The sequence below is a fragment of the Rhodococcus sp. SGAir0479 genome (assembly GCF_005484805.1).
In the GTDB taxonomy this organism is placed as follows: Bacteria; Actinomycetota; Actinomycetes; order Mycobacteriales; family Mycobacteriaceae; genus Prescottella.
Genome location: NZ_CP039432.1, coordinates 3,580,182 through 3,603,663 on the forward strand (window position 1 = coordinate 3,580,182; position 23,482 = coordinate 3,603,663).

General features: G+C 68.7%; 24 protein-coding genes. 7 read left to right on the forward strand and 17 right to left on the reverse strand.

The window, feature by feature from the left end:
• Positions 1-14: 14 nt before the first annotated feature.
• On the reverse strand, positions 15-1,094 hold the full coding sequence (locus tag E7742_RS16630; RefSeq protein WP_137799949.1) for an Lrp/AsnC family transcriptional regulator: 1,080 nt from the start codon (positions 1,092-1,094) through the stop codon (positions 15-17).
• Positions 1,095-1,188: 94 nt separating this feature from the next.
• Here E7742_RS16630 and E7742_RS16635 point away from each other — a divergent pair, with 94 nt between their 5' ends.
• Positions 1,189-2,394: a M20 metallopeptidase family protein gene (locus E7742_RS16635; protein WP_137799950.1), complete on the forward strand. Its 1,206-nt coding sequence runs from the start codon at positions 1,189-1,191 to the stop codon at positions 2,392-2,394.
• Positions 2,395-2,437: 43 nt separating this feature from the next.
• Here E7742_RS16635 and E7742_RS16640 read toward each other — a convergent pair whose 3' ends face one another.
• The gene (locus E7742_RS16640; protein WP_137799951.1) at positions 2,438-3,685 is read right to left on the reverse strand and encodes an acyl-CoA dehydrogenase family protein; all 1,248 of its coding nucleotides are present in this window, start codon (positions 3,683-3,685) and stop codon (positions 2,438-2,440) included.
• A 164-nt stretch (positions 3,686-3,849) separates the two neighbouring features.
• On the opposite strand from E7742_RS16640, the gene E7742_RS16645 reads away from it, so the two are divergent.
• Both E7742_RS16645 and E7742_RS16650 read left to right on the forward strand, forming a co-directional pair.
• Positions 3,850-4,332, forward strand: a complete 483-nt coding sequence (locus E7742_RS16645) for a MarR family winged helix-turn-helix transcriptional regulator (protein ID WP_137799952.1) — start codon at positions 3,850-3,852, stop codon at positions 4,330-4,332.
• Between the two features lie 35 nt (positions 4,333-4,367).
• The gene (locus E7742_RS16650) at positions 4,368-4,763 is read left to right on the forward strand and encodes a DUF5313 family protein (RefSeq protein ID WP_137799953.1); all 396 of its coding nucleotides are present in this window, start codon (positions 4,368-4,370) and stop codon (positions 4,761-4,763) included.
• A 17-nt stretch (positions 4,764-4,780) separates the two neighbouring features.
• On the opposite strand, the gene E7742_RS16655 is transcribed toward E7742_RS16650, so the two are convergent.
• From E7742_RS16655 to E7742_RS16675, 5 genes are all read right to left on the reverse strand, one after another.
• A complete protein-coding gene (locus E7742_RS16655; protein ID WP_137799954.1) occupies positions 4,781-6,001 on the reverse strand; it encodes a PucR family transcriptional regulator in 1,221 nt (406 codons plus the stop codon).
• Between the two features lie 84 nt (positions 6,002-6,085).
• Positions 6,086-7,345 (reverse strand): RNA polymerase sigma factor, encoded by a 1,260-nt coding sequence (locus E7742_RS16660; protein ID WP_137799955.1) that lies wholly within the window; start codon positions 7,343-7,345, stop codon positions 6,086-6,088.
• A gap of 5 nt (positions 7,346-7,350) precedes the next feature.
• Entirely contained in the window at positions 7,351-7,695 is a 345-nt protein-coding gene (locus tag E7742_RS16665; RefSeq protein ID WP_137799956.1) for a YciI family protein, read from the reverse strand.
• 97 nt (positions 7,696-7,792) lie between these two features.
• Positions 7,793-8,770 (reverse strand): alpha/beta fold hydrolase, encoded by a 978-nt coding sequence (locus E7742_RS16670; RefSeq protein ID WP_137799957.1) that lies wholly within the window; start codon positions 8,768-8,770, stop codon positions 7,793-7,795.
• Positions 8,771-8,784: 14 nt separating this feature from the next.
• Positions 8,785-9,621, reverse strand: coding sequence for an alpha/beta hydrolase (locus tag E7742_RS16675; RefSeq protein ID WP_137799958.1), 837 nt, complete (start codon positions 9,619-9,621; stop codon positions 8,785-8,787).
• A 106-nt stretch (positions 9,622-9,727) separates the two neighbouring features.
• Here E7742_RS16675 and E7742_RS16680 point away from each other — a divergent pair, with 106 nt between their 5' ends.
• Positions 9,728-10,717: a sigma-70 family RNA polymerase sigma factor gene (locus E7742_RS16680; RefSeq protein ID WP_137799959.1), complete on the forward strand. Its 990-nt coding sequence runs from the start codon at positions 9,728-9,730 to the stop codon at positions 10,715-10,717.
• Between the two features lie 12 nt (positions 10,718-10,729).
• On the opposite strand, the gene E7742_RS16685 is transcribed toward E7742_RS16680, so the two are convergent.
• Positions 10,730-11,140 (reverse strand): VOC family protein, encoded by a 411-nt coding sequence (locus tag E7742_RS16685; protein WP_137799960.1) that lies wholly within the window; start codon positions 11,138-11,140, stop codon positions 10,730-10,732.
• Between the two features lie 90 nt (positions 11,141-11,230).
• Positions 11,231-11,956 (reverse strand): SDR family NAD(P)-dependent oxidoreductase, encoded by a 726-nt coding sequence (locus E7742_RS16690; protein WP_137799961.1) that lies wholly within the window; start codon positions 11,954-11,956, stop codon positions 11,231-11,233.
• A 118-nt stretch (positions 11,957-12,074) separates the two neighbouring features.
• On the opposite strand from E7742_RS16690, the gene E7742_RS16695 reads away from it, so the two are divergent.
• Positions 12,075-12,320: a hypothetical protein gene (locus E7742_RS16695; protein WP_137799962.1), complete on the forward strand. Its 246-nt coding sequence runs from the start codon at positions 12,075-12,077 to the stop codon at positions 12,318-12,320.
• 13 nt (positions 12,321-12,333) lie between these two features.
• Here the strand turns inward: E7742_RS16695 and E7742_RS16700 are convergent, their stop codons facing one another.
• Positions 12,334-13,971, reverse strand: a complete 1,638-nt coding sequence (locus tag E7742_RS16700) for a class I adenylate-forming enzyme family protein (protein ID WP_137799963.1) — start codon at positions 13,969-13,971, stop codon at positions 12,334-12,336.
• 137 nt (positions 13,972-14,108) lie between these two features.
• Here E7742_RS16700 and E7742_RS16705 point away from each other — a divergent pair, with 137 nt between their 5' ends.
• The gene (locus E7742_RS16705) at positions 14,109-14,927 is read left to right on the forward strand and encodes a FadR/GntR family transcriptional regulator (protein WP_137799964.1); all 819 of its coding nucleotides are present in this window, start codon (positions 14,109-14,111) and stop codon (positions 14,925-14,927) included.
• Positions 14,928-14,956: 29 nt separating this feature from the next.
• On the opposite strand, the gene E7742_RS16710 is transcribed toward E7742_RS16705, so the two are convergent.
• The 4 genes from E7742_RS16710 to E7742_RS16725 form a co-directional block, all read right to left on the reverse strand.
• Entirely contained in the window at positions 14,957-16,207 is a 1,251-nt protein-coding gene (locus E7742_RS16710) for an amidohydrolase family protein (protein WP_137799965.1), read from the reverse strand.
• 80 nt (positions 16,208-16,287) lie between these two features.
• The gene (locus E7742_RS16715; RefSeq protein WP_137799966.1) at positions 16,288-17,082 is read right to left on the reverse strand and encodes a class II aldolase/adducin family protein; all 795 of its coding nucleotides are present in this window, start codon (positions 17,080-17,082) and stop codon (positions 16,288-16,290) included.
• Between the two features lie 188 nt (positions 17,083-17,270).
• Positions 17,271-17,861 (reverse strand): HD domain-containing protein, encoded by a 591-nt coding sequence (locus tag E7742_RS16720; RefSeq protein ID WP_254699037.1) that lies wholly within the window; start codon positions 17,859-17,861, stop codon positions 17,271-17,273.
• 152 nt (positions 17,862-18,013) lie between these two features.
• Entirely contained in the window at positions 18,014-18,610 is a 597-nt protein-coding gene (locus E7742_RS16725) for an HD domain-containing protein (protein WP_254699038.1), read from the reverse strand.
• A 243-nt stretch (positions 18,611-18,853) separates the two neighbouring features.
• On the opposite strand from E7742_RS16725, the gene E7742_RS16730 reads away from it, so the two are divergent.
• Complete coding sequence (locus E7742_RS16730) at positions 18,854-20,236, forward strand: MFS transporter (RefSeq protein ID WP_254699039.1); 1,383 nt, start codon at positions 18,854-18,856, stop codon at positions 20,234-20,236.
• Positions 20,237-20,351: 115 nt separating this feature from the next.
• Here the strand turns inward: E7742_RS16730 and E7742_RS16735 are convergent, their stop codons facing one another.
• The 3 genes from E7742_RS16735 to E7742_RS16745 are packed head-to-tail and all read right to left on the reverse strand — an operon-like array spanning position 20,352 to position 23,307.
• On the reverse strand, positions 20,352-21,233 hold the full coding sequence (locus E7742_RS16735) for a VOC family protein (RefSeq protein ID WP_137799967.1): 882 nt from the start codon (positions 21,231-21,233) through the stop codon (positions 20,352-20,354).
• A gap of 15 nt (positions 21,234-21,248) precedes the next feature.
• Complete coding sequence (locus tag E7742_RS16740; protein ID WP_137799968.1) at positions 21,249-22,412, reverse strand: acyl-CoA dehydrogenase family protein; 1,164 nt, start codon at positions 22,410-22,412, stop codon at positions 21,249-21,251.
• A 37-nt stretch (positions 22,413-22,449) separates the two neighbouring features.
• A complete protein-coding gene (locus E7742_RS16745) occupies positions 22,450-23,307 on the reverse strand; it encodes an alpha/beta fold hydrolase (protein WP_254699040.1) in 858 nt (285 codons plus the stop codon).
• Positions 23,308-23,482: the final 175 nt, after the last annotated feature.

Genomic DNA, 23,482 nt, shown 5'->3' on the forward strand with positions numbered 1-23,482 from the left:
GAGTCCCTCGATGCTCACTTCGACGGTATCCCCGTCGCCGGCGTGGCGAGCCGATCGGCCGACACGACGGGTTCCGGCTCCGACCAGATGTCCATCGGCACGCTCTCGCGGCTTCGTCCGTGCTCGTCGAGGATCCGTCCCATTCGCTTGAAGAACCGCAGCGTCACGGTGCGGTCCAGGATGTCGAGGGACGGCACGATCCGGCGCAGTAGCAGCTCGATGCGGTGCACGTCCACGAGCGAACGCACCCACACCGAGAAGTAGAAGTTGGCAGGTGCGCCGGTGAGGACCAGGCACGCGCGCGTCTCCGGCAAGGCCACGAGCCGCTGCGCGACGCCGTCGCACTCGTCGACCGGGACGTGCGCCCACATCGACACCGACACCGGCCACCCCGACAACGGCTGCGCGACATCGCAGCGCAGCAGCAGCGCACTCCGGTCCAGCAGCGCGTGGAGCCGTCTTCGCGCGGTGCCGACGCTGCAGCCGAGTTCCGCGGCGATCTCGGTGAGCGACGCCCTGCCGTTCCGGAACAACGTGGCGATCACGCCGCGGTCCGTGGCGTCGAGCGGCCGCAGCGACATCGGCCCGCGCTGGCCGTGCGCCTCGAGGTGCCCGCGCTGATCGGCGTCGAGCGTCTGCAACTGCCAGTCGCCACCGAGAGCGTACGGACGGATCACCAGGTGCGCTCGGGTGGAAACTATTCCGGGTAGCTCCTCGATGTGCAGCAGCAGTCGGGACAGCGCGCCCAGCCCGGTCACGCTGACCGTCAGCAGGAGATCGCGCGGCCCGCTGGCGTGTTCGACGGTGAGGACGTGCGGCCGACGGCCGAGTGCCTCGGCGGTGGCACGCGCCTGGCCCGCGACGCATTCGATCTCGACGAGCGCGGCGGTCTGCGGGCCCGCGGGATGCGCGGTGACCCAGGCCGACCCGGATTCCGTCAGCCGCGCCCACCGGCGGGACGCGGTCACCGGGTCGACACCGAGCGCGGCGCCGACCTTGGACCACGACGCCCGCGGCTCGAGCTGGAGCACGTTGACGAGGCTCAGATCGAGCTCGTCCACATCGCCACATTCCTGAGTGGTCGACTCGTTCACGACAAAATCCTGCAATTCGGTGGCCGGTGGTGCACGTCGTGTGCATCATGCCTCAACCCGCCGCACCGCGGCCCCAGCACCGAGAGGAGACCTCGTGTCGCTCACCGAGGATGCTCACGCACTGCACGACGACCTGGTCCACCTGCGCCGCACGCTGCACGCGGAACCCGAAGTGGGACTGCATCTTCCGCGGACGCAGGAGCGCGTGCTCGAATCACTGGACGGCCTCCCGCTCGAGATCGCCACCGGCGCGGATCTCACATCCGTCACGGCGGTCCTGCGTGGGGGCCGCCCCGGTCCGACGGTACTGCTGCGCGGCGACATGGACGCCCTCCCCGTCGGCGAGCGCGCGACGGTGGACTACGCGTCGCGGACCCCCGGACAGATGCACGCCTGCGGCCACGACCTGCACACCTCGATGCTCTCCGGCGCCGCCCACCTGCTGTCGGCCCGGCGCGAGCATTTCGCCGGCGACGTCGTCTTCATGTTCCAGCCGGGCGAGGAGGGATTCGACGGGGCGGGGCTGATGCTGAAGGAGGGCGTGCTGGACGCCTCGGGGACGCGGCCGGTCGCGGCGTACGGGCTGCACGTGAGCGCGTCGATGCCGCCGCACGGGGTGTTCCTCACGCGGCGCGGGCCGCTGATGGCGGCCAGTGACGTCGTCCGGGTGGCGGTCCTCGGTCGCGGTGGGCACGGCTCCGCGCCGCACGCGACGCTCGACCCCATTCCGGCGGCGTGCGAAATGGTCACCGCCCTGCAGACGCTCGCGGCCCGCTCGTTCGCGCCGTTCGATCCGGTGGTGGTGACCGTGGGCGCGTTCCACGCCGGAACCGCAGCCAACGTCATCCCGGACGACGCCCACTTCGACGTCACGGTTCGATCCTTCTCACCGGAGAGCCGGGAGAAGGTGCGGGTCGGCATCATCCGCGTGTGCCGGGGCATCGCGGCGGCCCACGGCCTGGACGTGGACGTCGACTACCACGAGCAGTACCCGGTGACCGTGAACGACGACACCGAGGCCGAGTTCGTGGCCGACGTGGTCGCCGAGGTCCACGGGCCGGAGCGGTTCGCGTGGGCGCCGCAACCGGCCACGGGTTCCGAGGACTTCTCCCGCGTGCTGGACGAGATTCCGGGCGCGTTCGTGTTCCTCGGCGCGTGCCCCACCGACCGGGACCCGGCGACGGCGGCGTACAACCACTCGCCGCTCGCCGAGTTCGACGACGCCGTGCTCGCCGACGGCGCCGCCCTGTACAGCGAGCTGGCGCTACGCCGTCTGGCTCGCGTCGACGCAGTGGCCTGACCGGGTCCCTGTCCGCGCGCAGATGCGCGGACAGGGCCCGGAATCACCTGTTCAGCAGGCCCTTCGCGATGTGGGTCACCTGGATTTCGTTGGAGCCCGCGTAGATCATGAGCGACTTCGCGTCACGCGCGAGCTGCTCCACCTTGTACTCGGCCATGTAGCCGTTGCCACCGAACAGCTGGACGGCCTCCATCGCGACCTCGGTGGCGGCGCGGGACGAGTACAGCTTCATCGCCGACGCCTCGGCGAGGCTCAGCGGCGCGCCGGCGTTCGCCCGCTCGATCGCGTTGAACAGCATGTTCTGCACGTTGAGGCGCGCGACCTCCATCTCGGCCAGCTTGAGCTGGATGAGCTGGAACTGCGCGATCTCCTTGCCCCACAGCTTGCGGTTCTTGGCGTAGTCGATCGACAACCGCTGGCATTCGTTGATGATGCCGAGCGCGAGCGACGCGATGCCGATGCGCTCGGCCGCGAACGACTCCTTCGCGCTCTCCTTGCCGTCGCCCTTGGCGGGATTCTCCGTCTCACCGAGAAGCCGATCCTTGGAGATGCGGACGTTGTCGAAGAACAGTTCGCCGGTGGGCGAGGAGTTCATGCCCATCTTCTTGAACGGGGCGCTCTGCGTGAAGCCCTCCATGCCCTTCTCGAGCACGAACCCGAGGACCTTGCGGTCACGCGGATTCGAATCACCCGCAGCGCCTTCCGCGAGCTTGGCATAGACGATGGTGACGTCTGCATAGGGCCCGTTGGTGATGAACGTCTTCTGACCGTTGAGGATGTAGTCGTCACCGTCGCGGCGGACGTACGACTTCATGCCGCCGAACGCGTCGGAGCCGGAGTCGGGCTCGGTGATCGCCCACGCGCCCACCTTCTCCATCGTGACGAGCTCGGGCAGCCAGCGCTTCTTCTGCGCGAGCGTGCCGCGGCTCCGCAGCGTGCCGGCGGTGAGACCGACGCTCACCCCCATGGACGCGACCAGGCCCAGGCTCACCCCGGCGATCTCGCTGTTGAGGATGACGCCCATGCTCCCGGCGCCGCCGAGGCCGCCGGACTTGTCGCCCGACTCCGGCAGCGTCTCGCCACGCTCCTTCGCCTCTTCCTTGGCGAACGACTTCTCGAGTGCCTCGCGCGCCATCTCGTCCATGCCGAAGGTGGCGTACATCTTGCGGATGATGTCGTACGGCGGCAGCTCCCCGGTCTCGAGCTTGTCGACGTGCGGCTTGATCTCCTTGTCGATGAAACCGCGCACGGCGTCGCGGAACATGAGATCGGTATCGGACCACTCGTACATGTACTGACTCCAGTCGCTGCGCTCAGTGTGGCCCGCGCAACAGGCCGGGCCGCCTCGTGGCGACCACCACATCCACACATATAGAACGGGTTCTCGTTTGTCCACCCCGGAGGCGTCCGCCACTTTTAGTTAGTGCACGACTCATTCGTGTAAGCTTCATTTCCATGAGCACCGTCGCCGAGCAGGACGTCGATTGGGGAGATGTCGATCCCCTGGCCCTCGACCGTCAGGTGTGCTTCGCGCTCGCCGTCGCCAATCGTGCGGTTCTCGCGGTCTACCGCCCCCTGCTCGAGCCCATGGGGCTGACGCACCCGCAGTACCTCGTCATGCTCGCGCTGTGGGGTGATGCTCCGATGTCCGTCAAGGAGATCGGACGGGCCCTCCAACTCGACTCGCCCACGCTCTCACCGCTCCTCAAGCGCCTCGAGACGAGCGGGCTGATCACTCGCACCCGCAGCGCCGTCGACGAGCGTCAACTGATCGTCGAACTCACCGACGCCGGGGCCGCCCTGCGCGCGCAGGCGGAACGCATCCCGGCCGCCGTCGTGCAACGCCTCGGTGTGGGTCTCGACGAACTGGAAGAACTGCACTCCGTCCTCGCCCGCGTCAACGCGGCCGCCCTGCGTGCCGGCGCACTCGGCGAGTGACCCGCCCCTTTCGGACAGGAACAGGTATTCAGGACATGACCAGCCAGAAGAAGGTCCGCCGTCGCCCCAATCCCCTGCAGTGGATCGGGTACGCGTGCGGGCGCAAGCTTCCCGATTCGATGCAGGACTGGGTCCGCAACGACCTCGTCGGCGACTGGGCGGTACCCCGCCACATGCTGCGCAGCATGGTGCCGTTCATTCCGATTTTCGTGGTCTTCTTCCTGTTCCCCGGCCCGGTGTGGCTGCGCGGATCGATGGTGCTCCTCGGCCTGTTCCTCGCATTGTTCTACTCCGCGGCCTACATGGAGCAGAATCGGCGCCGCCGGCTCGAAAAGCACGGGCTGTCACCCGATCTCGAGAATCCCAAGAAGGTCGCTCGGTTCAACGCCGAGAAGGCGGCGTACGAGAAGGCGCATCCCCACTCGTTCTGACGTCCGGCCATCACGAGCTACGGCGCGCCCCCGGGCCGCCACCCCTGCGCCCGCCGGGCGTCGAGCGCGGAGCCCAGCGCCATGATGCCCTCGTAACAACTCGGGTCCACACCCACCAGCTCCCGGATCCGGCCGAGCCGATTGTTCACGGTGTTGGGATGCACTTCGAGGACCCGCGCCGTCCGGCTGCGATCGAGGTCGTGGTGCAGGAACGCGTCGAGCGTCTCGACCAGTTCCGGGTAGGGGTCGAGTGGGCGCAGCCGGTCCGCCAGGTACTGCTGGCCGGCCGTCGGCCGCGACAACTGGAACGGCAACGCCAGGTCTTCGAGCCGGTACAGCCCCGGAGGCCGGCCGAGTCGGCGAGCCAGTAACAGCAACTCCGCTGCCAGCGCGCTCGAGTCCGGAAGCCAGGCCCGTCCGACCGGGTCCGCGACGGCCGCAGTGACGAAGTCCCCGACCACCGCCTCGATCGAGTCGACGAGTTCCACGACACGCTCGTACCAACCGGCGCCGCCGTCGATCTTGCCGGGCACGAGCAACGTCGCACCGTCGGCCTCGAGGATCGCCAGTACCGGAGGAGATCCCCGATCGAACCTGCGAGCGATCCGCGAGTCGGCAGCCCACCGGACGGTGGGATCCCGCTGCGTCCCGCCCCTGGCCAGCGCAACCACCGAGTACTCGTCGGCCAGCTCGATCCCGCACCACCCGGCTGCGGACTCGGCGTCCTGCCCCGCCAACAGTATTCGCGCCAACAGTTCCTTCGACGGCTTCTCGTCGCCGTCCAACGCGGCGCGCTCGCTCTCGTACGCGTCCACCACCGCGCGGGTGAGCACCTCCTGCAAACGCAGGACCGCCGTCCCGATCTCGACCAGACCGGCGGACCGTTCTCCCGCCGCGGCTACGCGACACTCGTCGAACATCGCGCGGCCGAAGCGAAACCAACTGCGAAGCAGCGCGGCGAGCGGAATTCCGTCCTCGGCCGCATGCACCGCGCCCTCACGAATCGGACGCAGTTCGGCCGCCGTGAACGTCCGATTTTCCCGGATCGCCCGAGAGGCGATGCGCATGAAGCGATGCGTGTTCTGCCGCAACGATTCCGGCGCGGAACCCGAGGCAGCGCTGCGCCCGTCCACCACGCGACCGCGCGCGACGGGATCGATCCTTGCATCGAAACGGTCCAGGATTGCCCCGACCGCGGCACTCGGCACCGACCTGCGCCGGTTGTCTTCCGACGGCATGACCCGAACCCTACGCTGTCTCGTCGCCCGCCCGCGGCGCATTCGAGCGGGGCGTTGCGCCATCGGCACGGAACCGAGAACCCCCTAGCTCTCCGCCAGCTTCGACCGGCGGCGCAGATAGGCGCGCTCGGGTTCGGTGCCCGCCAGTTCGAGGGCACGCCGGTACAGTTCGGCGGCGTCCCCGCCTCGACCGAGCCGCAGCAGCAACTCCGCACGCGCTGCCGCGAACGGGTGGTACGAGCGCAACCGGGGTTCGCCGGCGAGGTCGTCGAGGAGCATCAACCCCGCCTCCGGACCGTCCCGCATCGCGACCGCCACGGCACGGTTCATCGCGACCACCGGCGACGGCGCGATCCCGAGCAGGATGTCGTAGAGGGCGACGATCTGCGGCCAGTCGGTACTCGCGAGGCCGGAGGCCTCGTCGTGCAGCGCCGCGATCGCCGCCTGCACGCCGTAGACGCCGGGCGGACCGCCGGTGAGGGCGACCAACACCAACCCCTCGCCCTCCTCGATCATCGAGCGGTCCCAGGCGGTCCGATCCTGCTCGTCGAGCATCAGGGCCTCACCGGTGGGGCCGGTGCGGGCGCCGCGACGGGCGTGGACGAGCAGCATCAGTGCCAGCAGCCCCGCCACTTCACGTTCGCGGGGTAGCAACCGGTGCAGAATTCGCGCCAGCCGAATGGCCTCCTCGGCGACGTCGACCCGCTGCAGACTCAGCCCCGCGCTGGCGGTGTAGCCCTCGGTGAAAATCGAGTACAACACCTGCAGCACACCGGGCAGCCGCCGCGGCCACTCGTCGGAGCCGGGCACTCGGAACGGGATGCGGTTGGCCTCGATCCTCCTCTTCGCCCGAGTGATTCGCTTCGCCATGGTCGCGGTGGGTACCAGGAAGGCCCGTGCCACCTCAGGCGTGGTGAGGCCGGCAAGGCAGCGCAGCGTCAGCGCCACGCGATCCTCGGCAGGCAGGGCGGGATGCGCGCACGTGAAGAACAGCTGCAGCCGCTCGTCGGGCAATTCACCGTCCACGTCCGCGGCCGGCGCGGGATCGGCACGCTCCGCCTCCACCTGCAGCACCGCGATCCTCGCCGCCAGAACCCGGTCGCGGCGCAACCGGTCCACGGCCCGTCGCCGCGCCGTGGTCACCAGCCAGGCACCGGGATTGCCGGGAACCCCGTCCCGGGGCCAGTGCCGCAGGGCCGACTCGATCGCCTCCGACGCCGCCTCCTCGGCGAGGTCGAGGTCTCCGAATCGGCCCACGAGGGCGGCGAGCAGGCGGCCGCGCTCCTCCCGGAAGACCGCCGCGACGGCGTCCTCCGCGGCGCGGCCACCGCTCTCCGGACCCATCCGTCTCAGATTCCGAAGTCGGCGATCGGGCGCACGACGATCCGTCCCCCGCCGCGTGCTCCCGGGCACCGCGCCGCCCAGTCGAGCGCGATGTCGAGATCGGGCACGTCGATCACGTAGAACCCGCCCAGTACCTCCCGGGTCTCGGCGAACGGTCCGTCGGTGGTGATCGTGCGCTCGCCGCCGGGACCCACCTGCACGCTGGTGGCGGTCACCAGGTCGGCCAGCGACTCTCCCGAGACGAAGATCCCGGCGTCCTTGACCTCCTTGTCGTAGACCATCCAGTCCTCGGGCGTGCAGTCGCTCGCGGCATCGGCGGATTCGGCGTTGATCAGCAGCAGATACTTCATGATCGGTTCCTCCTCGAGAGGTTCTCGTTGTTCCGGTGACACCGTCACGACGAACGGGGAGGGCGCCGATGGACAGGGCCGGCGAACTTTCTCCGAGTCAGTCGAGACCGCGCAGGAACTCGAGCATGGCGGAGTTGACCTGCTCGGCCGCCTCCATCTGCACGAAGTGCCCGACATCCGGGATCACACAGGTGGAACGCAGGCCCGGCACCATCGCGGCCATCGTCTCGAACGGGTTCTCGCCCATCATCTCGAGCACCGGGTCCTTCGCTCCCGCGATGAACGTCGTGGGGACCGTGATCGGACGGTCGTGCAGTTCCTCGTTCTGCTCCCACACGTAGTCGTCGGCGCGGTACCAGTTGAGCCCGCCGGTGAATCCGGTGCGAGTGAACTCGTTCACGTAGTAGCGAAACTCGTCCTCACTCAGCCACGACCACGGCAATGCCGGCGGCGCGGGCAGCACGTCGAGGTAGCCGTTGCCCTCGGACGGGAAGTCCCAGCAGTCGAGGTAGCGGTTGGCGCCGCTGAGTGCGTGGAAGATCTTCGCCAGGAACTCCTCGGGATGCTCACCCAGTTCGCGGTCGGCCGGGCCGTACTCCTGGAAGTAGTGCAGGTGCACGAAATGCTGCGACGCCAGGTACCGGAAGCCGTCGGTGGGCCGGACCTGTTGTCGCGGCATCCGGGGCACACTGAGCTGCATCAGCGCCCGCACCCGGCCCGGCGCCCAGTTCGGCAGGTCCCACACGAGTTGGGCGCCGAAGTCGTGTCCCGCGAACACTGCCTGGTCGATCCCGAGCGCATCGAGCAGGCCGACCATGTCGTCGACGGTGTGCCGGCGGTCGTACGCGCGCGGGTCGGGCGGTACGTCGCTGCGCCCGTAGCCGCGCATGTCGGGAGCGATCACGCGGTAACCGGCGGCGGACAGCGCCGACAGCTGGTGCCGCCAGCTGTACCAGAGACCGGGGAAGCCGTGGCACAGCACGATCGGATCCCCGGTGCCCTGCTCGGCCACGTGCAGATCGACGTCGCCGACGCTCACCGTCCGGTGCGTGAGTGTGGTTGCAGGATCGCCCATTCCGGAAGATTACGTCACGTCAGGCGCGGGCGGAGCCAATCCGTGAGGTCGTCGAGCACCTTCTCCTGCTCGGGCTCGTTGAACACCTCGTGGAACAGGCCGTCGTAGGTCTTCAACGTCAGGTCCTCGGACCCGGCGCGCGCCGCGATCATGCGACTGCCGGACACGTCGGCCAGGCGGTCGTCGGTGCCGTGCAGGAGCAGTAGCGGCATGGTGAGCGACGGCAGACGCGACGGGAAGCTCTCGGCCGCGGTGATCATCCCGCGCGCGATGCCGGCCTTCACCTTGCCGTGGTGGACCAGCGGGTCGGACTCGTATGCGGCGACCACGGCGGGGTCGCGGGACACCGACCCGGCGTCGAGGGTCTCGACCGGCACTCCGGGCGCGAACCGGCCGATGATCTTGCCGATCTCGACGACGATCCGCGGCTTGCCGGTCACGACGTCGACCGCGGGTGCCGAGAGGATCAGCCCGGACAGTTCGTCCGGATGGTCGAGGGCGTACGACAGCGCGATCGCGCCGCCCATACTGTGCCCCAGCAGGAACCGGCGCAGACCGGGGTTCTCCGCGGCCGCGATGGCCGACAGCCGATGCAGGTCCTCGAGGAATTCCGACCAGTCGCGCAGCTCGATGCGCTTTCCCCCGGACCGGCCGTGGCCGCGATGATCGGGCGCGTACACGACGAGACCGAGCCCGACCAGCCGTTCGACGACGTGATCGTAGCGGCGCGCGTGCTCACCGAGCCCGTGCGCGAGCAGCAGGATTCCCGTCGGCGCACCGTCCGGGCGCCACACGTCGTACACGATGCGGGTGCCGTGCACCCCGGTGAATTCCGCCTCTGCATGCTGCACGTTCGTGAGTGTAGGTGGATTCCGGATACCGTGGGGGCGCTTGTCGGCAGCGCCTACCCCGCGCACACTGTTCCGCTTGTCGGTGTTGCTCGCTAGTGTTCGGAAGATGACCGTAGAGCAGAGCCTCGACGACGAATTCCTCACGGCAGCAGATCCTTACCGCCGCGAACTACTCGCGCACTGCTATCGCATGACAGGCTCGATTCACGACGCCGAGGACCTGCTCCAGGACACCATGGTGCGCGCGTGGCGCGGCTACGCGAAGTTCGACGGGCGTTCCTCGGTCCGGACCTGGCTGCACCGCATCGCCACCAACACGTGCCTGACGGCACTCGAGGGCCGGGCCCGCCGCCCGCTGCCCACCGGACTGGGAGCGCCGAGCTCCGATCCGTCCGACGAGCTGATCGAGCGCCGGGAGGTGCCGTGGCTCGAGCCGATTCCCGACACCATGGTGTGGGGCGACACCGGCTGGGGCGCGGACGATCCCGCGACGGTGGTCGCCTCCCGCGAGACGGTGCGGCTGGCCTTCGTCGCAGCCCTGCAGCACCTGTCGGCCCGCCAACGTGCGGTGCTGGTGCTACGCGACGTGCTGCAGTGGAAGGCCGCCGAGGTGGCGGCGGCCCTCGACACCACCACTGCTGCCGTCAACAGCCTGCTCCAGCGCGCCCGCGCCCAGCTGGCCGCGGCAACGCCGTCACCGGATGCCCTCGTCGAGCCCGAGTCGGACGACGCGCGTGCCCTGCTGCAGCAGTACGTCGACGGGTTCGAACGGTACGACATCGACGGGCTGGTCGAACTGTTCACGCGGGACGCGATCTGGGAGATGCCGCCGTTCGTCGGGTGGTACGTCGGCGGTGCGGACATTGCCCGGCTCGTCAAGGAGAAGTGCCCGTCCGAGGGGCCGGGAGACATGCGCCTGCTCCCGACGTCGTCCAACGGCCAGCCCGCACTGGGGTTGTACATGCGTGGACCGGACGGTGTGCACCGCCCGTTCCAGCTGCACGTCCTCGATGTCACCGCGCGCGGGGTCTCCCACGTCACCTGCTTCTTCGACACCGACCTGTTCACCAGATTCGGCCTCCCCGAGCACCTCTGACGGGACGGCCGACTACTCGGCCTGCCCGGCCGCGGCCGGATCCATCCACATCACTTCCCACACGTGGTTGTCGAGGTCGCGGAAGGACCGGCCGTACATGAACCCGTGATCCTGCGGATCCATCCACTTGGAGCCGCCGGCCGCGATGGCCGCGTCGACGAGTGAGTCGACACCCTCGCGGCTGTCCGCCGAGATGCAGGTGAGGACCTCGCGGCTGGTCGTGGTGTCGCAGACGTCGTCCTTGATGAAGTCCCGGAACCGGGCCTTCTCGAGCAGCATGATCCAGGCCGAATCGTTGATCGCCATGCAGGCGGTGTTCGCGTCGCAGAACTGCTCGTTGAACTCGAAGCCCAGACCGGCGAAGAACTCGCGGGTGGCGGCGACGTTCTCGACGGGCAGGTTCACGAAGATCAGACGGGACATGGGGGCTCCTGACTCGAGGTGGTGGACGGAGGTCGTGGGCGGGCGCCCGGGGGACCTCTCACCCGTACAGACCACGCCGGCGCGAAAAACTCATCGCGTCTCGGCCGGCGTCCTCGGCTCCACCCGTGCCTGCCCGTCGAACAGCGCCTCCAGTGCCCGCTGCGCCACGTCCTCCGGGTCGGCCTTCGGCCCCCGGGCGAGCTCGGTGTCCTGCATGCCGGCGCGGTCGAAGAAGTTGGTGTCGGTGGCGCCGGGCATCAGCGTCGTGATCGAGACGCCGGTGCCGTCGAGTTCGGCCCGCACGGCCTCGGCGAAGGACTGCACGAACGCCTTCGATGCCGCGTAGGTCGCGAACATGGGGCCCGGTGACGTCGCCGTGGACGACGACGTGAACAGCACTCGCCCGTGCCCGCGGTCGATCATCGGGGGCAGGACGTACTTCGCGAGCCGGACCGTGGCCGTCACGTTGACTGCCAGGACCCGGAGATCGTCCTCGATGGGCAGTCGGTCGAATCGCCCGTACGCGCCGACACCGGCGTTCAGCGCCGCCACCTCGATGGGGCGCTCGAGGGCGTCGAGCGACCGCCGGACCTCGGCCAGCCCGGCGTTGGTCGCCAGATCCGCCTCGATCGCGTGCGCCGTGATGCCCTGTGGAGCGAATTCGGTGGCGACCGGATGGATCGCCGGGTCCTCCGCCACCAGCACGAGGTCGTACCGGCGGGCCGCGAGCCCGCGTGCCAACTGGTATCCGATCCCCGTCGATGCTCCGGTCACCAGGGCGAGCTCCCGTGACCCGTTCTTTTCGCTGTCGTTCATGCGCCGTCTCCTTCACTCCCGCCGCCGCTCCCGGCTCCGGATTCCCCGGTCCGTCGACCGTGAAACCCGACGGTCGATCGGGGTATGCACGCGCACCGTGTGGTGGTGTCATGGATTCATGAACGAGGACAAGCGGCACTTCGTCGCCGATCGACTCGACGGACTCATCCACACGCTCGAACTGAACGCGCCTACAACGGACGAGTCGTCACCGGTGCCCACCGCCGAGGGGTTCACCGGCTCGCTGGCCGAGGCTCAACGGCATCGCGCCGAACTCGAGACCGCGACGCCTGCGCGCGTCGACGAGATCGCGTCGGGCTACCCCGAGATCGAGAAGGACTGGGCGGACCGGCAGTCGACCTGACGGTGCTCGGGCGTCATCGGGCGCCGGCTGCCGCGTCGGCGGCGAGGGCACGGATGTCCCCCTTGGCGATCTTGCCGCCGGACGAGCGCGGCAGTTCGTCGACGACGACGAGATGCTCGGGGTAGAGCTCCTTCGACACCCCGCGCTCGGCGAGGTGCCGGACGAGCGCGTCGAGGGTGAGGTCGCGGTCCGCGCGCAGACTGACGACCGCGCACACGCGTTCGCCGAACACCGGGTCGGGGACGGCGACCACCGCGGCGAGGTCGACGGCCGGATGCGTCTCCACCTCCTGCTCGACCTGCGGCGCCGAGATGTTCTTGCCGCCGCGGATGATGATGTCCGACGTCCGTCCCACCGGCGTGAGGTAGCCGTCCTCGATCGTGACGAGGTCGCCCATCAGCAGCCACCCGTCCTTCGTGTACAGCTGGCCGTTCGCGGCCTCGTCGTCGTAGTAGCCGCCGCACGTCAACGGGCCCTTGCCGCCCGGCTGCCCCGGCCCACCGCTGTCGGTCACGTCGTTGCCCGCGGCGTCGAACAGCCGTACCTGCATCTCCGGGATGAGTCGGCCGGACGTCCCGAGCCGCCGCTCGCGTGGATCGTCGACGCGCGTGACACTGAACGCGCCGCTCTCGTTCGATCCGAAGAACTGGAGAACGGACGCGCCTGTGCGCGACTCGAACTCGGCGGCCCGGTCGGCGGGGACGGCCTCGCCGCCGGTGAACATCACGCGCAGCGACGACAGGTCCGCGGCGTGGGCCAGCGGCGAGTTCAGCAGCATCCGGAACTGGGTGCTGACACAGCACAGCACCGTCACCTTCTCCCGCTCGATCATTCGGATCATCGCTCCCACGTCGAACTTCGGGAGAACGATCGTGGGGGCGCCGAGCACGGCGGGCGCGTAGTGGGACGTCCACAGCCCGAATCCGAAGGGTGCGGGCACGGCGCCGAAGAACACCTCGTCGTCCCCCAGCCCGCCCGCGTCGATCGCCAGGCGGCTGAACGCCATCCACCGATTGTCGAACTGCGTCACGCACTTCGGGAGCCCCGTGGTGCCCGACGTCGAATTCAGCATGCACAGCTCGTTGGGGCCCAGGCTGCGGGCCGCGACGGCCGACCGGTCGGCCCGGCCGGGTTCGATCGAGACGGGCGCACGGCCGCGTACGTCGCAGATCCGCTCCACACCGGCACCGGACAGCACGACATGGAAGTCGAGGACGACGCCCTGCTCGCGCAGGGTCGCCACCAGCGCGTCCGACGGTCGCCCGCCCGAGCCGCCGGCCGTGACGAGGGTGCGGGCACCGGTCTTCCGGATCAGGTGCGCGAGCTCGCGGTCTCCGGCTCGCGCCCCGATACCCACCGCCACGACGCCCGCCCGCGCGGCCGCCACCAGTGCGGCATGCACGAGGAAGGTGTCGGGCAGCTGGACCGCCACGCGATCACCTGCGTCCACCCCCAGCGCCACGAGTGCCGCCGCGATGTCGTCGGCCACCGAATCGTAAGTAGCCCAATCGGTCCGACCGTCCGGAGTGACGAAGGCGTCCCGGTGCGGAGTCTGCGTCGCCCGCCGGTGGACCAGTTGGTGCAACGACTCGGTGCCCCACCAACCGGACTCCACGTACTGCGCGGCGGTCGCGGCATCGACCACGGTCATCTGTCTCCTCCTCCCGGAAGCGCGCCGACCGCCCACGGGCGTCGGCCGAGTGCCTCCCATTCCAACTTCGCTAAGATTCCGAACTTGACGCGGCGGACCCCGGTGGGGGCCGTCGGCGACCGGAAGGAAGTGACGCGGTGTCCGAGCAGGAACCGGACCGGAGGGCCCGTACGGCCGATCCGGCCAACCTCCGCTGGCGGAGGCTGGCCGAGATGGTCGCCGATCAGATCCGCGAACGCATCCTTCGAGGCGATCTCGCCGAGGGTGACCTCCTGCCGAAGGAGGCCGAACTGCGCGAGCAGTACCCGGTGAACGTGCAGTCGCTGCGCGAGGCGCTGCGCATCCTCGAGGCCGAGGGCCTGGTGCGGGTGCGCCGCGGCAACCGCGGGGGCGCCGTGGTGCACCGCCCCACGCCGGGCAACGTCGCGTACAGCTTGTCGATGGTGCTGGCGATGTCCGGTACGGACATCGACGACGTCGGCCGGGCCCTCGACGAGGTCGAGCCCATGTGCGCAGCGTTGTGCGCCGAGCGGGAGGACCGTGCCACCGAGGTGGTTCCGGTGCTGCGGGCCCTCCACGAGGAGTCGCTGTCGAAGGTCGACGATCTCGTCGCCGCCACCACGCTGTCGCGGCGCTTCCACGAGTCCGTCGTCCAACTGTGCGGCAACCGGTCCCTGATCGTGCTGGCCGGCGCCCTCGAGTCCCTGTGGTCGAGCCACGTCACCGGGTGGGCCAGCGAGCGCGCCGATCCCGAGGCGATCCCCCCGTCCGAACGCGCCCAGGCCCTCGCCGTGCACGGCCAGATCCTGCAGTGCATCGAGGACGGGGACGCGGCCTCCGCGCGGGTGATCGCCGCCCGGCATCTGCGCGACGTCCAGTGGTACCCGCACGATCCCGACCGGCCGCACGTGGCCCTCGATCCCGCGGTCGCCCGCGACCGGTTGTTCTTCGGCTGACCGACGACGCCGGCCGTCGCCGCCGGGCGTCAGAAGCTGTCGGGATCGTCGATCACGCTCTGCGGCACCGGATGCCGGTAGAGCCGGGACGCGTTCTCCCACGTGATCTTCCGCAGCTCGTCGGGCGCGAGGCCCTTCATGGATTCGCTCACCACCTCCATCGTGCGCGGCCAGAGGCTGTCGCTGTGCGGGTAGTCCTCCTCGAGGAGGATGTGGTCGATGCCGATCCGGTCACGCAGCACCATCGTCGAGGGATCTTCGACCGCGCAGAACCAGAAGTTGCGTTGCAGCACGTCCGCCGGCGAGATGTCGATCCCGTCCCACGTGCCGTACATCGAGGAGTACGTCGTCATGTGATCGAGTCGATCGAGAAGAGCAGGCACCCAACCGATTCCACCCTCGGACATCACGATCTTGATGTTCGGGAACCGGACGGGGATCTTCGAGAACAGCCAGTCGACGGTCGCGAACATCGCATAGCCGAAGAACAGCGTCCCCGCGACGTCCGGCGGCGCGTCCTCGGAGGTGCTCGGAGACGTGCTCGACGAGCCGATGTGGAGGTTGATCACCGTCTCGGTCTCCTCGCAGGCCCGCATGATCGGGTCCCAGTGACCGGAGTGCACCGACGGCAGACCCAGGGCGTGCGGGCCCTCGGAGAAGGTGACGGCCTTGAACCCCCGTTCGGCGTTGCGGTAGATCTCCTGCGCCCCGATCTCCGGGTCGAGGAAATACGGGATCTGGCACGGAATGATGCGATCCGGGTACGGGCCCGCCCATTCCTCGAGGTGCCAGTCGTTGTAGGCACGGGTGGCCGCCAGCGCCAGTTCCTGGTCCGAGGTGCTCAGTTGCAACCGTTGGCCGGCGAAGCCGGGAAGGAACGAGGGGAAGTTCACCGACGCGTACACCCCCGAGAGGTTCATGTCGGCCACGCGGTGGTGGATGTCCCACGATCCTCGGCGCATGTCCTCGAACCGCTGGGGATCGAAACCCCACTCGTCGACGGGCCGACCGACGACCGCATTGAAGCCGACGTTCGGGATCTCCTTGCCGTCGTACACCCAGATGTCCGCGCCGTCGCGGTGGATCACCCGCGGCGCGCGGTCGGCGAACTTCGCCGGCAGACGCCCCTCGAACGTGTCCTTGGGTTCGACGATGTGGTCGTCCACCGAGATGAACGGGAAGGGCCGGTGCGCCTTCTCCGGCTCGGGCAGGAACGTCACCTTGCCCTTGACGTTGGTGGTGAAGTCGGTGTTGTGGATCAGGTCGTCGAGACTGGCCATTGCGCACACTCCTCGGGTGCTCGTACACGGTGGAACCGGCTCCGCCACAAACGGACCGGCAATATCTCGTCAGTAAGGGGTTACTCCAGAACTTCGGGTTTCGTGCGGATCAGCTTCCGCACCGCCCCGGCCCAGTAGACGCCGGCGGCACGCTCGACGAGCGCCTTCTGCATCGCGACCCGAATACTCTTCTCGATCGGCAACGGGTCCTTGCCGAGCAGCAGGATGTCGTAGGCCAGCCGGCAGAAGCGATCGATGGACGCAGCACGATAGACGGCGAGTTCGATCGTGTCGGCGGTCGTGATGATGCCGTGGCTCGCCAGGATGACGTTGTTGCGGTCGCCGATCCTCTCGGCGAGGTCGCGGCCCAGTTCGGCATCGTCGACCTCGCCGCCGTACTCGTGCACCAGCGAGAGGTCGTCGTCGTAGAGGCTGCCGGTCTGGTGCGCGATCGACGGCAGCACGCCCACCGCCGCCAGCAACGTCACGTAGTAGGGGTGGTTGTGGATGACCACCCGAGCGTCGGGGCGACGCCGGTGCAATTCGGTGTGGATGTGATAAGCGGGCGTGACATCCCATTTGCCCTCGATCACAACGCCGTTCGCGTCCACCCGGCACACGTCCGACGCCGAGACCTCTTCCCACCAGAGCCCCCACGGATTGATCAGCAGGCTGTCGTCGCCGCGGTCGGCCCACGTGATGTGGCCGGCCATGTTCTCACTGAAGCCGTCGTGGGCCAGGGTGCGGAATGCACATGCCAGCTTCTGTTCGGCGGTGAGGTCCACGCCGATCGGCGGGGTGATCCTCGGCTGCCACCCGCCCGTCGGGTCCGGCTCTCGGCCTATGGATTTCGTCGACTCCTCGATTGCGGTCACAGCGCCTCCTCGCGTCGAAGGTGAACCACATCGGCAACTGTCGAAACTCTATCTTACAAAAGATAGATATGTAAGCACCGTCCCACTGGGCGGTGCCGGTTCGCCGCGCGCCCCGCGAACGACCAAGCGCTCGCCCCGTCGAAGGAGGCGAGCGCTTGCAGTGGAACGGCTTTCGGCGAGCGAAACGATCAGTCGGCGCCGAACCCGCTGGCCGGGCGAGTGAACACCTCGCGCACCAGTGGCACGAAGGTGTCGATCGGCAGCGTGTCGTAGTCGGGGTCGAAGGACACCTGATCCCATTCCGCACAGAAGTGCGCACAGGTGTCGAAGTACGGACTGTCGCGGTACCGCTCCCGCGCGTCGACGTCCAGTCCCAGCCGGTCCCAATAGTGGTAGCCCTGGAAGACGCCGTGATGCTTGACGACCCATGTCGCCTCGGCGTCCAGGTAGGGGGCGACGATGGCGGCCGCCAGTTCGGAGTGGTTGGCCGGCGCGATGGCATCGCCGACGTCGTGCATCAGTGCCGCGACCACCAGATCCGTGCGCGCTCCCTCCCGCAGCGCGCGCGACGCCGTCTGCAGCGAATGCTCGTATCGATCCACTCGATACCCGAGCGTCGGACCCTTGAGCGCCTCGAGCATGTCGAGCATCGTGTCCGGAAGGCGATCGTTGAGGAAGACCTTCGACTCGGCGACGATCAGCTCGATCTCCTCGACCGTCGACTCGTCCATCCGGGTGAAGCTCACCTGTCGCGCGCTCGACTCACAGCTCCCTGTCACTGCCGCACCCCTTCCACGCGCGAGTCACGAAGGACTCGCTCTGATCTTCCTATCTTTATATAGACAGTGGGCGGTATTGGGCAAGAGCGCTTCCCATCCCGCGGCACACCCGCCGCGACACCCTTCCGGCCCTGGTCTGCCTCGCCCCTGCGCTAGTCGCGCTCACCGAGTGCAGGGTCGCCCCACACTCTGGGCGGACGCGCGAACACCTCCGCGAGCATCGGCATGAAGAACTCGAGTGGCTCCGAGTCGTAGTCCGGATCGAACGACTCCTGATCCCACGCCGCGCAGAAGTGCGCACACGTGTCGAAGTACGGGGAATCGCGGTACCGCTCCCGCGTGTCGGTCGGGATACCCAGCTTGGCGCCGTAATGATGGGTCTGGAAGACGCCATGGTGCTTGACGACCCACACCGCCTCGTCGTCCAGCACCGGCCGCAGGATCGCCGCGGCCACCTCACTGTGGTTGTCCGGGCACAGGTCGTCGCCGATGTCGTGGAGCAGCGCGGCCACGACCAGATCGACCCGCGCCCCCTCCCGGTGCGCCCGCGTCGCCGATTGCAACGAGTGCTCGTAGCGATCGACTCGGTACCCGAACGTGTAACCCCTCATCGAGCGGAGCAGCCGCACAACGGTTTCGAGCCAGTGGTCGCGACGGTGAGCCGCCGCCTCGTCACGGATCAACTCCATCTCGGCGACGGTCGCGTCGTCCATCCTGGTGAATTCCACGGTCCTCGGCGCATCTGTCATGTCAGCTCCCCACGCTCGTCGGTGTGTCGTACGTGACACTACGTCGCGCGGGTGGTTTGCTCAATCAATCGATTGGCGATTCCCCAACGACTGATTGAGCATGTCTCGTCCGGAGTTCTCGGCGAGATCGCGCATTTCGCGATCCCGAAAAACCCGATCCCCCAATGACAGCCGCCATCCAGCTCTTCGACCCGCTTTCTCACCCCGCGCGCCGGCGCCGGGCGAAGCAGAAGGAGGACCCTCATGACCTCGTCACCACACTCGCCGCGTCCCTCCGCCACACCGCCGCGGCCGCGTTCGCACACCGCAGCGGTGCGGCGAAAGGCGCGAATGATTCTGGCGGTCAACATGGGCAACGCACTGGAGTGGTTCGACTGGACCGTGTTCGCCATTTTCGCCGTGTACTTCTCCAACAAGTTCTTCCACTCGGCGAACGAGGTGTCGAACCTCCTGTCGACCATGGCCGTGTTCGCGGTCGGATTCGTCATGCGCCCGTTGGGTGGCCTGCTCTTCGGCCTCGTCGCCGACCGCCGGGGCCGCAAGTTCGTGATGGTGCTGACGATGAGTCTCGTCGCGGGCTCGAGCGTCCTCATCGCGGTCGCACCGACCTACGAGCAGATCGGTGCGTTCGCCTCTCTGTGGCTGCTGCTGGTGCGGTGCCTGCAGGGTGTTGCGCACGGCGGTGAGCAGGGCGGTTCCTACACCTACATCGCCGAGGTCGCGCGCCCGGACAACCGGGCACTGTGGGGCAGCACGGTGATCATGTCGACCGTCGGTGGCACGGTACTGGCGACGCTGCTGGGCGCCGTGATGCGCAGCGCGGTCGATTCCTCCACCATGTCCGACTGGGGCTGGCGCATCCCGTTCCTCGTCGGAGGACTGCTCGGCTTCTTCGCGCTGTACCTGCGCCGCGGACTCGAAGAATCCGAAGCGTTCACCGAAAAGGCCACGGCCGCAGCCGCGAACGGCGACCAGTCGTCGGCCCGCACCGCTCTGCGCGACATCTGGGCTCAGCGCGCGTCCATCCTCCGCGTGGTCGTCCTCGTCGGCGGCACGTCGGTGTTCTCCTACACCTGGTCGGTGAACGCCCCCGCCTACGCCATCAGCTTCCACGGCGTCGACGACCGGCTGGCGATGTGGGCGGGCGTGGTCGCGAACCTCGTCTTCATCGCCGCGCTGCCGATCGCCGCGATGCTCGCCGACCGGATCGGCCGGCGCATCAACAACATGGTGTGGGGTGTCGGCGTCGCACTGCTGGCCTTCCCGCTGTCGTCCATGCTCGACGGCTCGGCCGTCACCCTCGCGGCTGCGATGTCGCTCGCGCTGATCCTGCAGTCGTTCGCCGCCAGCACACAGGTCGCGTGGTTCGCCGAACTGTTCGCCACCAAGTCCCGCGCGGCCGGCACCGGCATCGCGGTCTCCCTCGCCGCCGCGATCTTCGGCGGCACGGCGCCGTACCTGAACTCGTGGCTCACCTCGCGGGGCCAGTCGGAGCTGTTCACCTGGTACGTCGTCGTGCTCGCGCTGTCGGTCGCGGTGGCGGCCCTCCTCACGCGCGAGACGAAGGGGATGGCACTGGCAGCACCCACGGAGACCACCGCGGTGCCGTCGCAGACGGCAGGCTGACGACAGTGCCGTCGCAGACGGCACGCTGACGACGGCCTCCGCGGCCGGAACGGAGCGCGCCGTACGGGGAGATGGTCCCCGTACGGCGCGTGGTGCGTGACGGCCGACGGTCACGTCATCGTGGCAGTCCCTTCGCCCCCACCGGCGGCGGCGTGTAGCGGTGCCCCCACACCGCGCCCTCGGTGATCCGGTATGTCGGCGCGGGCACCTCGATTCGCTCGCCGCCCCAGCCGATCTCGGTGGCGTGGCCCTCCGGGGAGTACGTGTAGAACGACAGCATCCGGTCGTTGGTGTGCTTGCCCAGCGACTGCATCATCGGGACGCCGAGGTCGTGCGCGCGGTCGAGTGCCTTGCCGACGTCGTCGAGTGCGGCGGTCTCCACCATGAGGTGCAGCAGCGCCGGACCTTCGGCCGGGTTGAGCCCGAGCGTGTGCTGACGGGCGTTGCAGCCCAGGAACCAACTGGTGCCGCCCGGCAGCTCGAGCGAGTTGCGTTCGACGAAACCCAGTACGCCCACATAGAACTCGTAAGCGGCCTCGGTGTCGACGGCGTTGAGGATCACGTGCCCCATCCCCTGGTCCCCGGTGACGAACCCGGAGACGTGGGGCAGTTCGACGGGCCGATGGCTGAGGACCGGGCCGTAGAACAACTCCACCCGGTTGCCCGACGGGTCGTCGAACGCAGCGAAGCCGGAGACCTGGCGCTGCGCGCATTCCTCGGCCGTGCCGGCGTGCGTCTCGATGCCGGCGGCTTCGACACGCGAGACGAGTTCACGAAGGTCGGTGCGGTTGAGCACCTCGAACCCGACGGCCTCCAGACCCGGCTCGGTCGACTCCGTGATCACGAGCCGCGGCGGGTAGTCGTCCATGCGGTAGTGCAGGGAGCCCGGCAGCGGCCCCTCGACGGGCATCAAGCCCAGGAAGTCCCCCACGAACGGCTTCCACTGCTCCACCGATTCGACGTGCAGACGGACGTATCCCAGTGACAGAACAGGCATTGCGTACTCCTCGGCTCAGTAGAGAGTTCCCGGGTTCCCGGTGAGCAGGTACTCCCCGTACTCGTGTTCGACCTTGTCGGGCAGGTTGATCGCGTGATGTTGTCCGGCATGGACGTCGCGCCACACCGCCTGCAGCGGGCTCGACGTCGAAATCGACCGGGGGCCACCCACCTGGTACGACTTGTCGGCTGCCGACACGGCGAGTCCGACCGCCGCGATGTGGTCGCGCTTGGTGCGTTGCCGGAGCGCCATCGAGACCTTCTCGCCGCGGCCGGCGGTCGCGAAGGCGTCGGCCAGGTCGGCCTGCAGGATCCGGAACGCCGTGTCGACCTCGAAGTCCGCCTCGGTGAGGCGGGCCAGCGTCGCCGGATGGGGCAGCTTGCTCGCGTCGGTCGCCAACCGGGACCGGTGGATCGCCACCGCTTCGTCGAGCACTCGACGCGCCATCCCCACCAGCGGGACCACGACCGCGTTGACGAACAGCGTGTACCACGGCAGCCGGAACAGGGCCCCGGGATTCACCTCGTTGCCGGGATAGCGTTCGGTGTAGAGGTCGACGACGTCGAGTACTCGGTGCGAGGGGACGAAGGCGTTCTCGACGACGATGTCGTTGCTGCCGGTGCCGGCCAGCCCGGACGTGAACCAGACGTCGTCGATCGCGTAGTCGCTGCGCGGCAGCAGCAGATGCACCTGCCCGCCGGTGCGCTGTCCGGTCTCGTCGGTGACCATGGCACCGACGAACACCCAGTCGCAGTGGTTGCTGCCCGACGAGAATCCCCAGCGCCCGGTGAGCTCGTACCCGCCCGGGACGATCCTGGCCGTTCCGGCCGGGCTGTACGACGAGCTGATCCACGCGTCGGGGTCCTGGCCCCACACGTCGTGCTGTGCCCGATCCGGATACAGCCCCAGGTGCCACGAGTGGACGCCGACCACACCGGTCACCCAGCCTGCCGAGCTCGACAGTCGGGAGATCTCGTGCATCGCGGTGTTGAAGACGCCGGGATCGGACTCGAAGCCGCCGTAGCGCGCGGGCTGGAGGATCCGCATGATGCCGGCGTCACGCAGGATTTTGGCGGTGTCGTCGGCGAGGCGGCGCTGCTCGACGCACTCCGCCTCGAGCGCGCGCAGCCGATCACCCGCGTCGAGGACAGCGTCGATGGCGTCGTGCTGAAACTTCATGGGACAAAGCTCCTTTCGTCGGCGCGGCGCGCCGGTCCTAGCGGGTGAGGAACTCGGTGACCAGCCGCTCGAAGTCGTGCTTGCGTTCGACCTGCGCCCAGTGCCCGCACTCGCCGAGGATGTGCAGGTCCGCTTTGGGCATCCGCCGCAACGCGAAGAGCGCGCCGTCCGGGGGCAGCATCCGGTCGTCGCGGCCCCACGTGACCAGCGTCCGGTGCGGAATCTCGTCGGTGCGCGCCCACAGCGGCGCCTTGCCCGGAAGCGCGAGCGATGCCATCACCGCACGCATGCGCTCGATCGCGCGCGGGGCCGTCGCGTTGGCCCAGCGCTCGTCGAGCAGTTGCGGCGTGATCGTCGCAGGGTCGTAGACCATCGAGTCCACCCACGCTTCCAGGGCCGCGCGGGTGGGATCGACGAGGAAGGCGTTGAGTCGGCGCGCACCCTCGCTCATCATCGGTCCGAGCAGGGGCGCGTAGAGGCCGCCGGGTCCCATCAACGCCATCCGCTCCACGCGGTCCGGGGCGTGCGCGGCCGTCTCGAGAGCGACCCAGCCGCCCATCGAATTGCCCAGCAGGTGCGCCTTGTCGATCCCCAGGTCGTCGAGGAGCGTCACGATCGCCTCCGCGGCAATCTCCGGATACGGGCGGTCGTACTCACGGTCCGGGCTCGCGCCGAACCCCGGCATGTCGACCACGATCGTGCGGAACGACTGCGCGAAGACCGGCAGGTTGTGCGAGAAGTTGGACCATCCGGACACCCCCGGTCCGGAACCGTGCAACAGCACGAGGGGATGGCCGGTACCGGCCTCGTGGTAGTGCAGTCCATCAGTCGCGGACGGTCCCCGGGAGGTGTCGGCGTAGAGATCGGTGTTCGTCATCGTCGTCGTGGTTCCCATCGTCGAGGGGGTGCTCGGCGCAGCGAAAGCGGCTTTTCCACAGTTCTTTTCGAGTCGCGCCCGAGCCTCCGCCCCCGCGGCGCGCCCACTCTCGGAGACCGGGTCCGGCACACCGAGAACCCTAACTTACAAAAGTTAGCAATGTATGATTTGTCCCACTCAGCGGTGCGTTTTC

Coding starts and splice junctions, on each gene's coding strand:
- E7742_RS16640 (WP_137799951.1), bottom strand. CDS start 3,685: ATGTACGAGTGGTCCGATACCGATCTCATGTTCCGCGACGCCGTGCGC.
- E7742_RS16645 (WP_137799952.1), top strand. CDS start 3,850: ATGAGCACCGTCGCCGAGCAGGACGTCGATTGGGGAGATGTCGATCCC.
- E7742_RS16650 (WP_137799953.1), top strand. CDS start 4,368: ATGACCAGCCAGAAGAAGGTCCGCCGTCGCCCCAATCCCCTGCAGTGG.
- E7742_RS16655 (WP_137799954.1), bottom strand. CDS start 6,001: ATGCCGTCGGAAGACAACCGGCGCAGGTCGGTGCCGAGTGCCGCGGTC.
- E7742_RS16660 (WP_137799955.1), bottom strand. CDS start 7,345: ATGGGTCCGGAGAGCGGTGGCCGCGCCGCGGAGGACGCCGTCGCGGCG.
- E7742_RS16665 (WP_137799956.1), bottom strand. CDS start 7,695: ATGAAGTATCTGCTGCTGATCAACGCCGAATCCGCCGATGCCGCGAGC.
- E7742_RS16670 (WP_137799957.1), bottom strand. CDS start 8,770: ATGGGCGATCCTGCAACCACACTCACGCACCGGACGGTGAGCGTCGGC.
- E7742_RS16680 (WP_137799959.1), top strand. CDS start 9,728: ATGACCGTAGAGCAGAGCCTCGACGACGAATTCCTCACGGCAGCAGAT.
- E7742_RS16685 (WP_137799960.1), bottom strand. CDS start 11,140: ATGTCCCGTCTGATCTTCGTGAACCTGCCCGTCGAGAACGTCGCCGCC.
- E7742_RS16690 (WP_137799961.1), bottom strand. CDS start 11,956: ATGAACGACAGCGAAAAGAACGGGTCACGGGAGCTCGCCCTGGTGACC.
- E7742_RS16695 (WP_137799962.1), top strand. CDS start 12,075: ATGAACGAGGACAAGCGGCACTTCGTCGCCGATCGACTCGACGGACTC.
- E7742_RS16700 (WP_137799963.1), bottom strand. CDS start 13,971: ATGACCGTGGTCGATGCCGCGACCGCCGCGCAGTACGTGGAGTCCGGT.
- E7742_RS16710 (WP_137799965.1), bottom strand. CDS start 16,207: ATGGCCAGTCTCGACGACCTGATCCACAACACCGACTTCACCACCAAC.
- E7742_RS16725 (WP_254699038.1), bottom strand. CDS start 18,610: ATGACAGATGCGCCGAGGACCGTGGAATTCACCAGGATGGACGACGCG.
- E7742_RS16730 (WP_254699039.1), top strand. CDS start 18,854: ATGACCTCGTCACCACACTCGCCGCGTCCCTCCGCCACACCGCCGCGG.
- E7742_RS16735 (WP_137799967.1), bottom strand. CDS start 21,233: ATGCCTGTTCTGTCACTGGGATACGTCCGTCTGCACGTCGAATCGGTG.
- E7742_RS16740 (WP_137799968.1), bottom strand. CDS start 22,412: ATGAAGTTTCAGCACGACGCCATCGACGCTGTCCTCGACGCGGGTGAT.
- E7742_RS16745 (WP_254699040.1), bottom strand. CDS start 23,307: ATGGGAACCACGACGACGATGACGAACACCGATCTCTACGCCGACACC.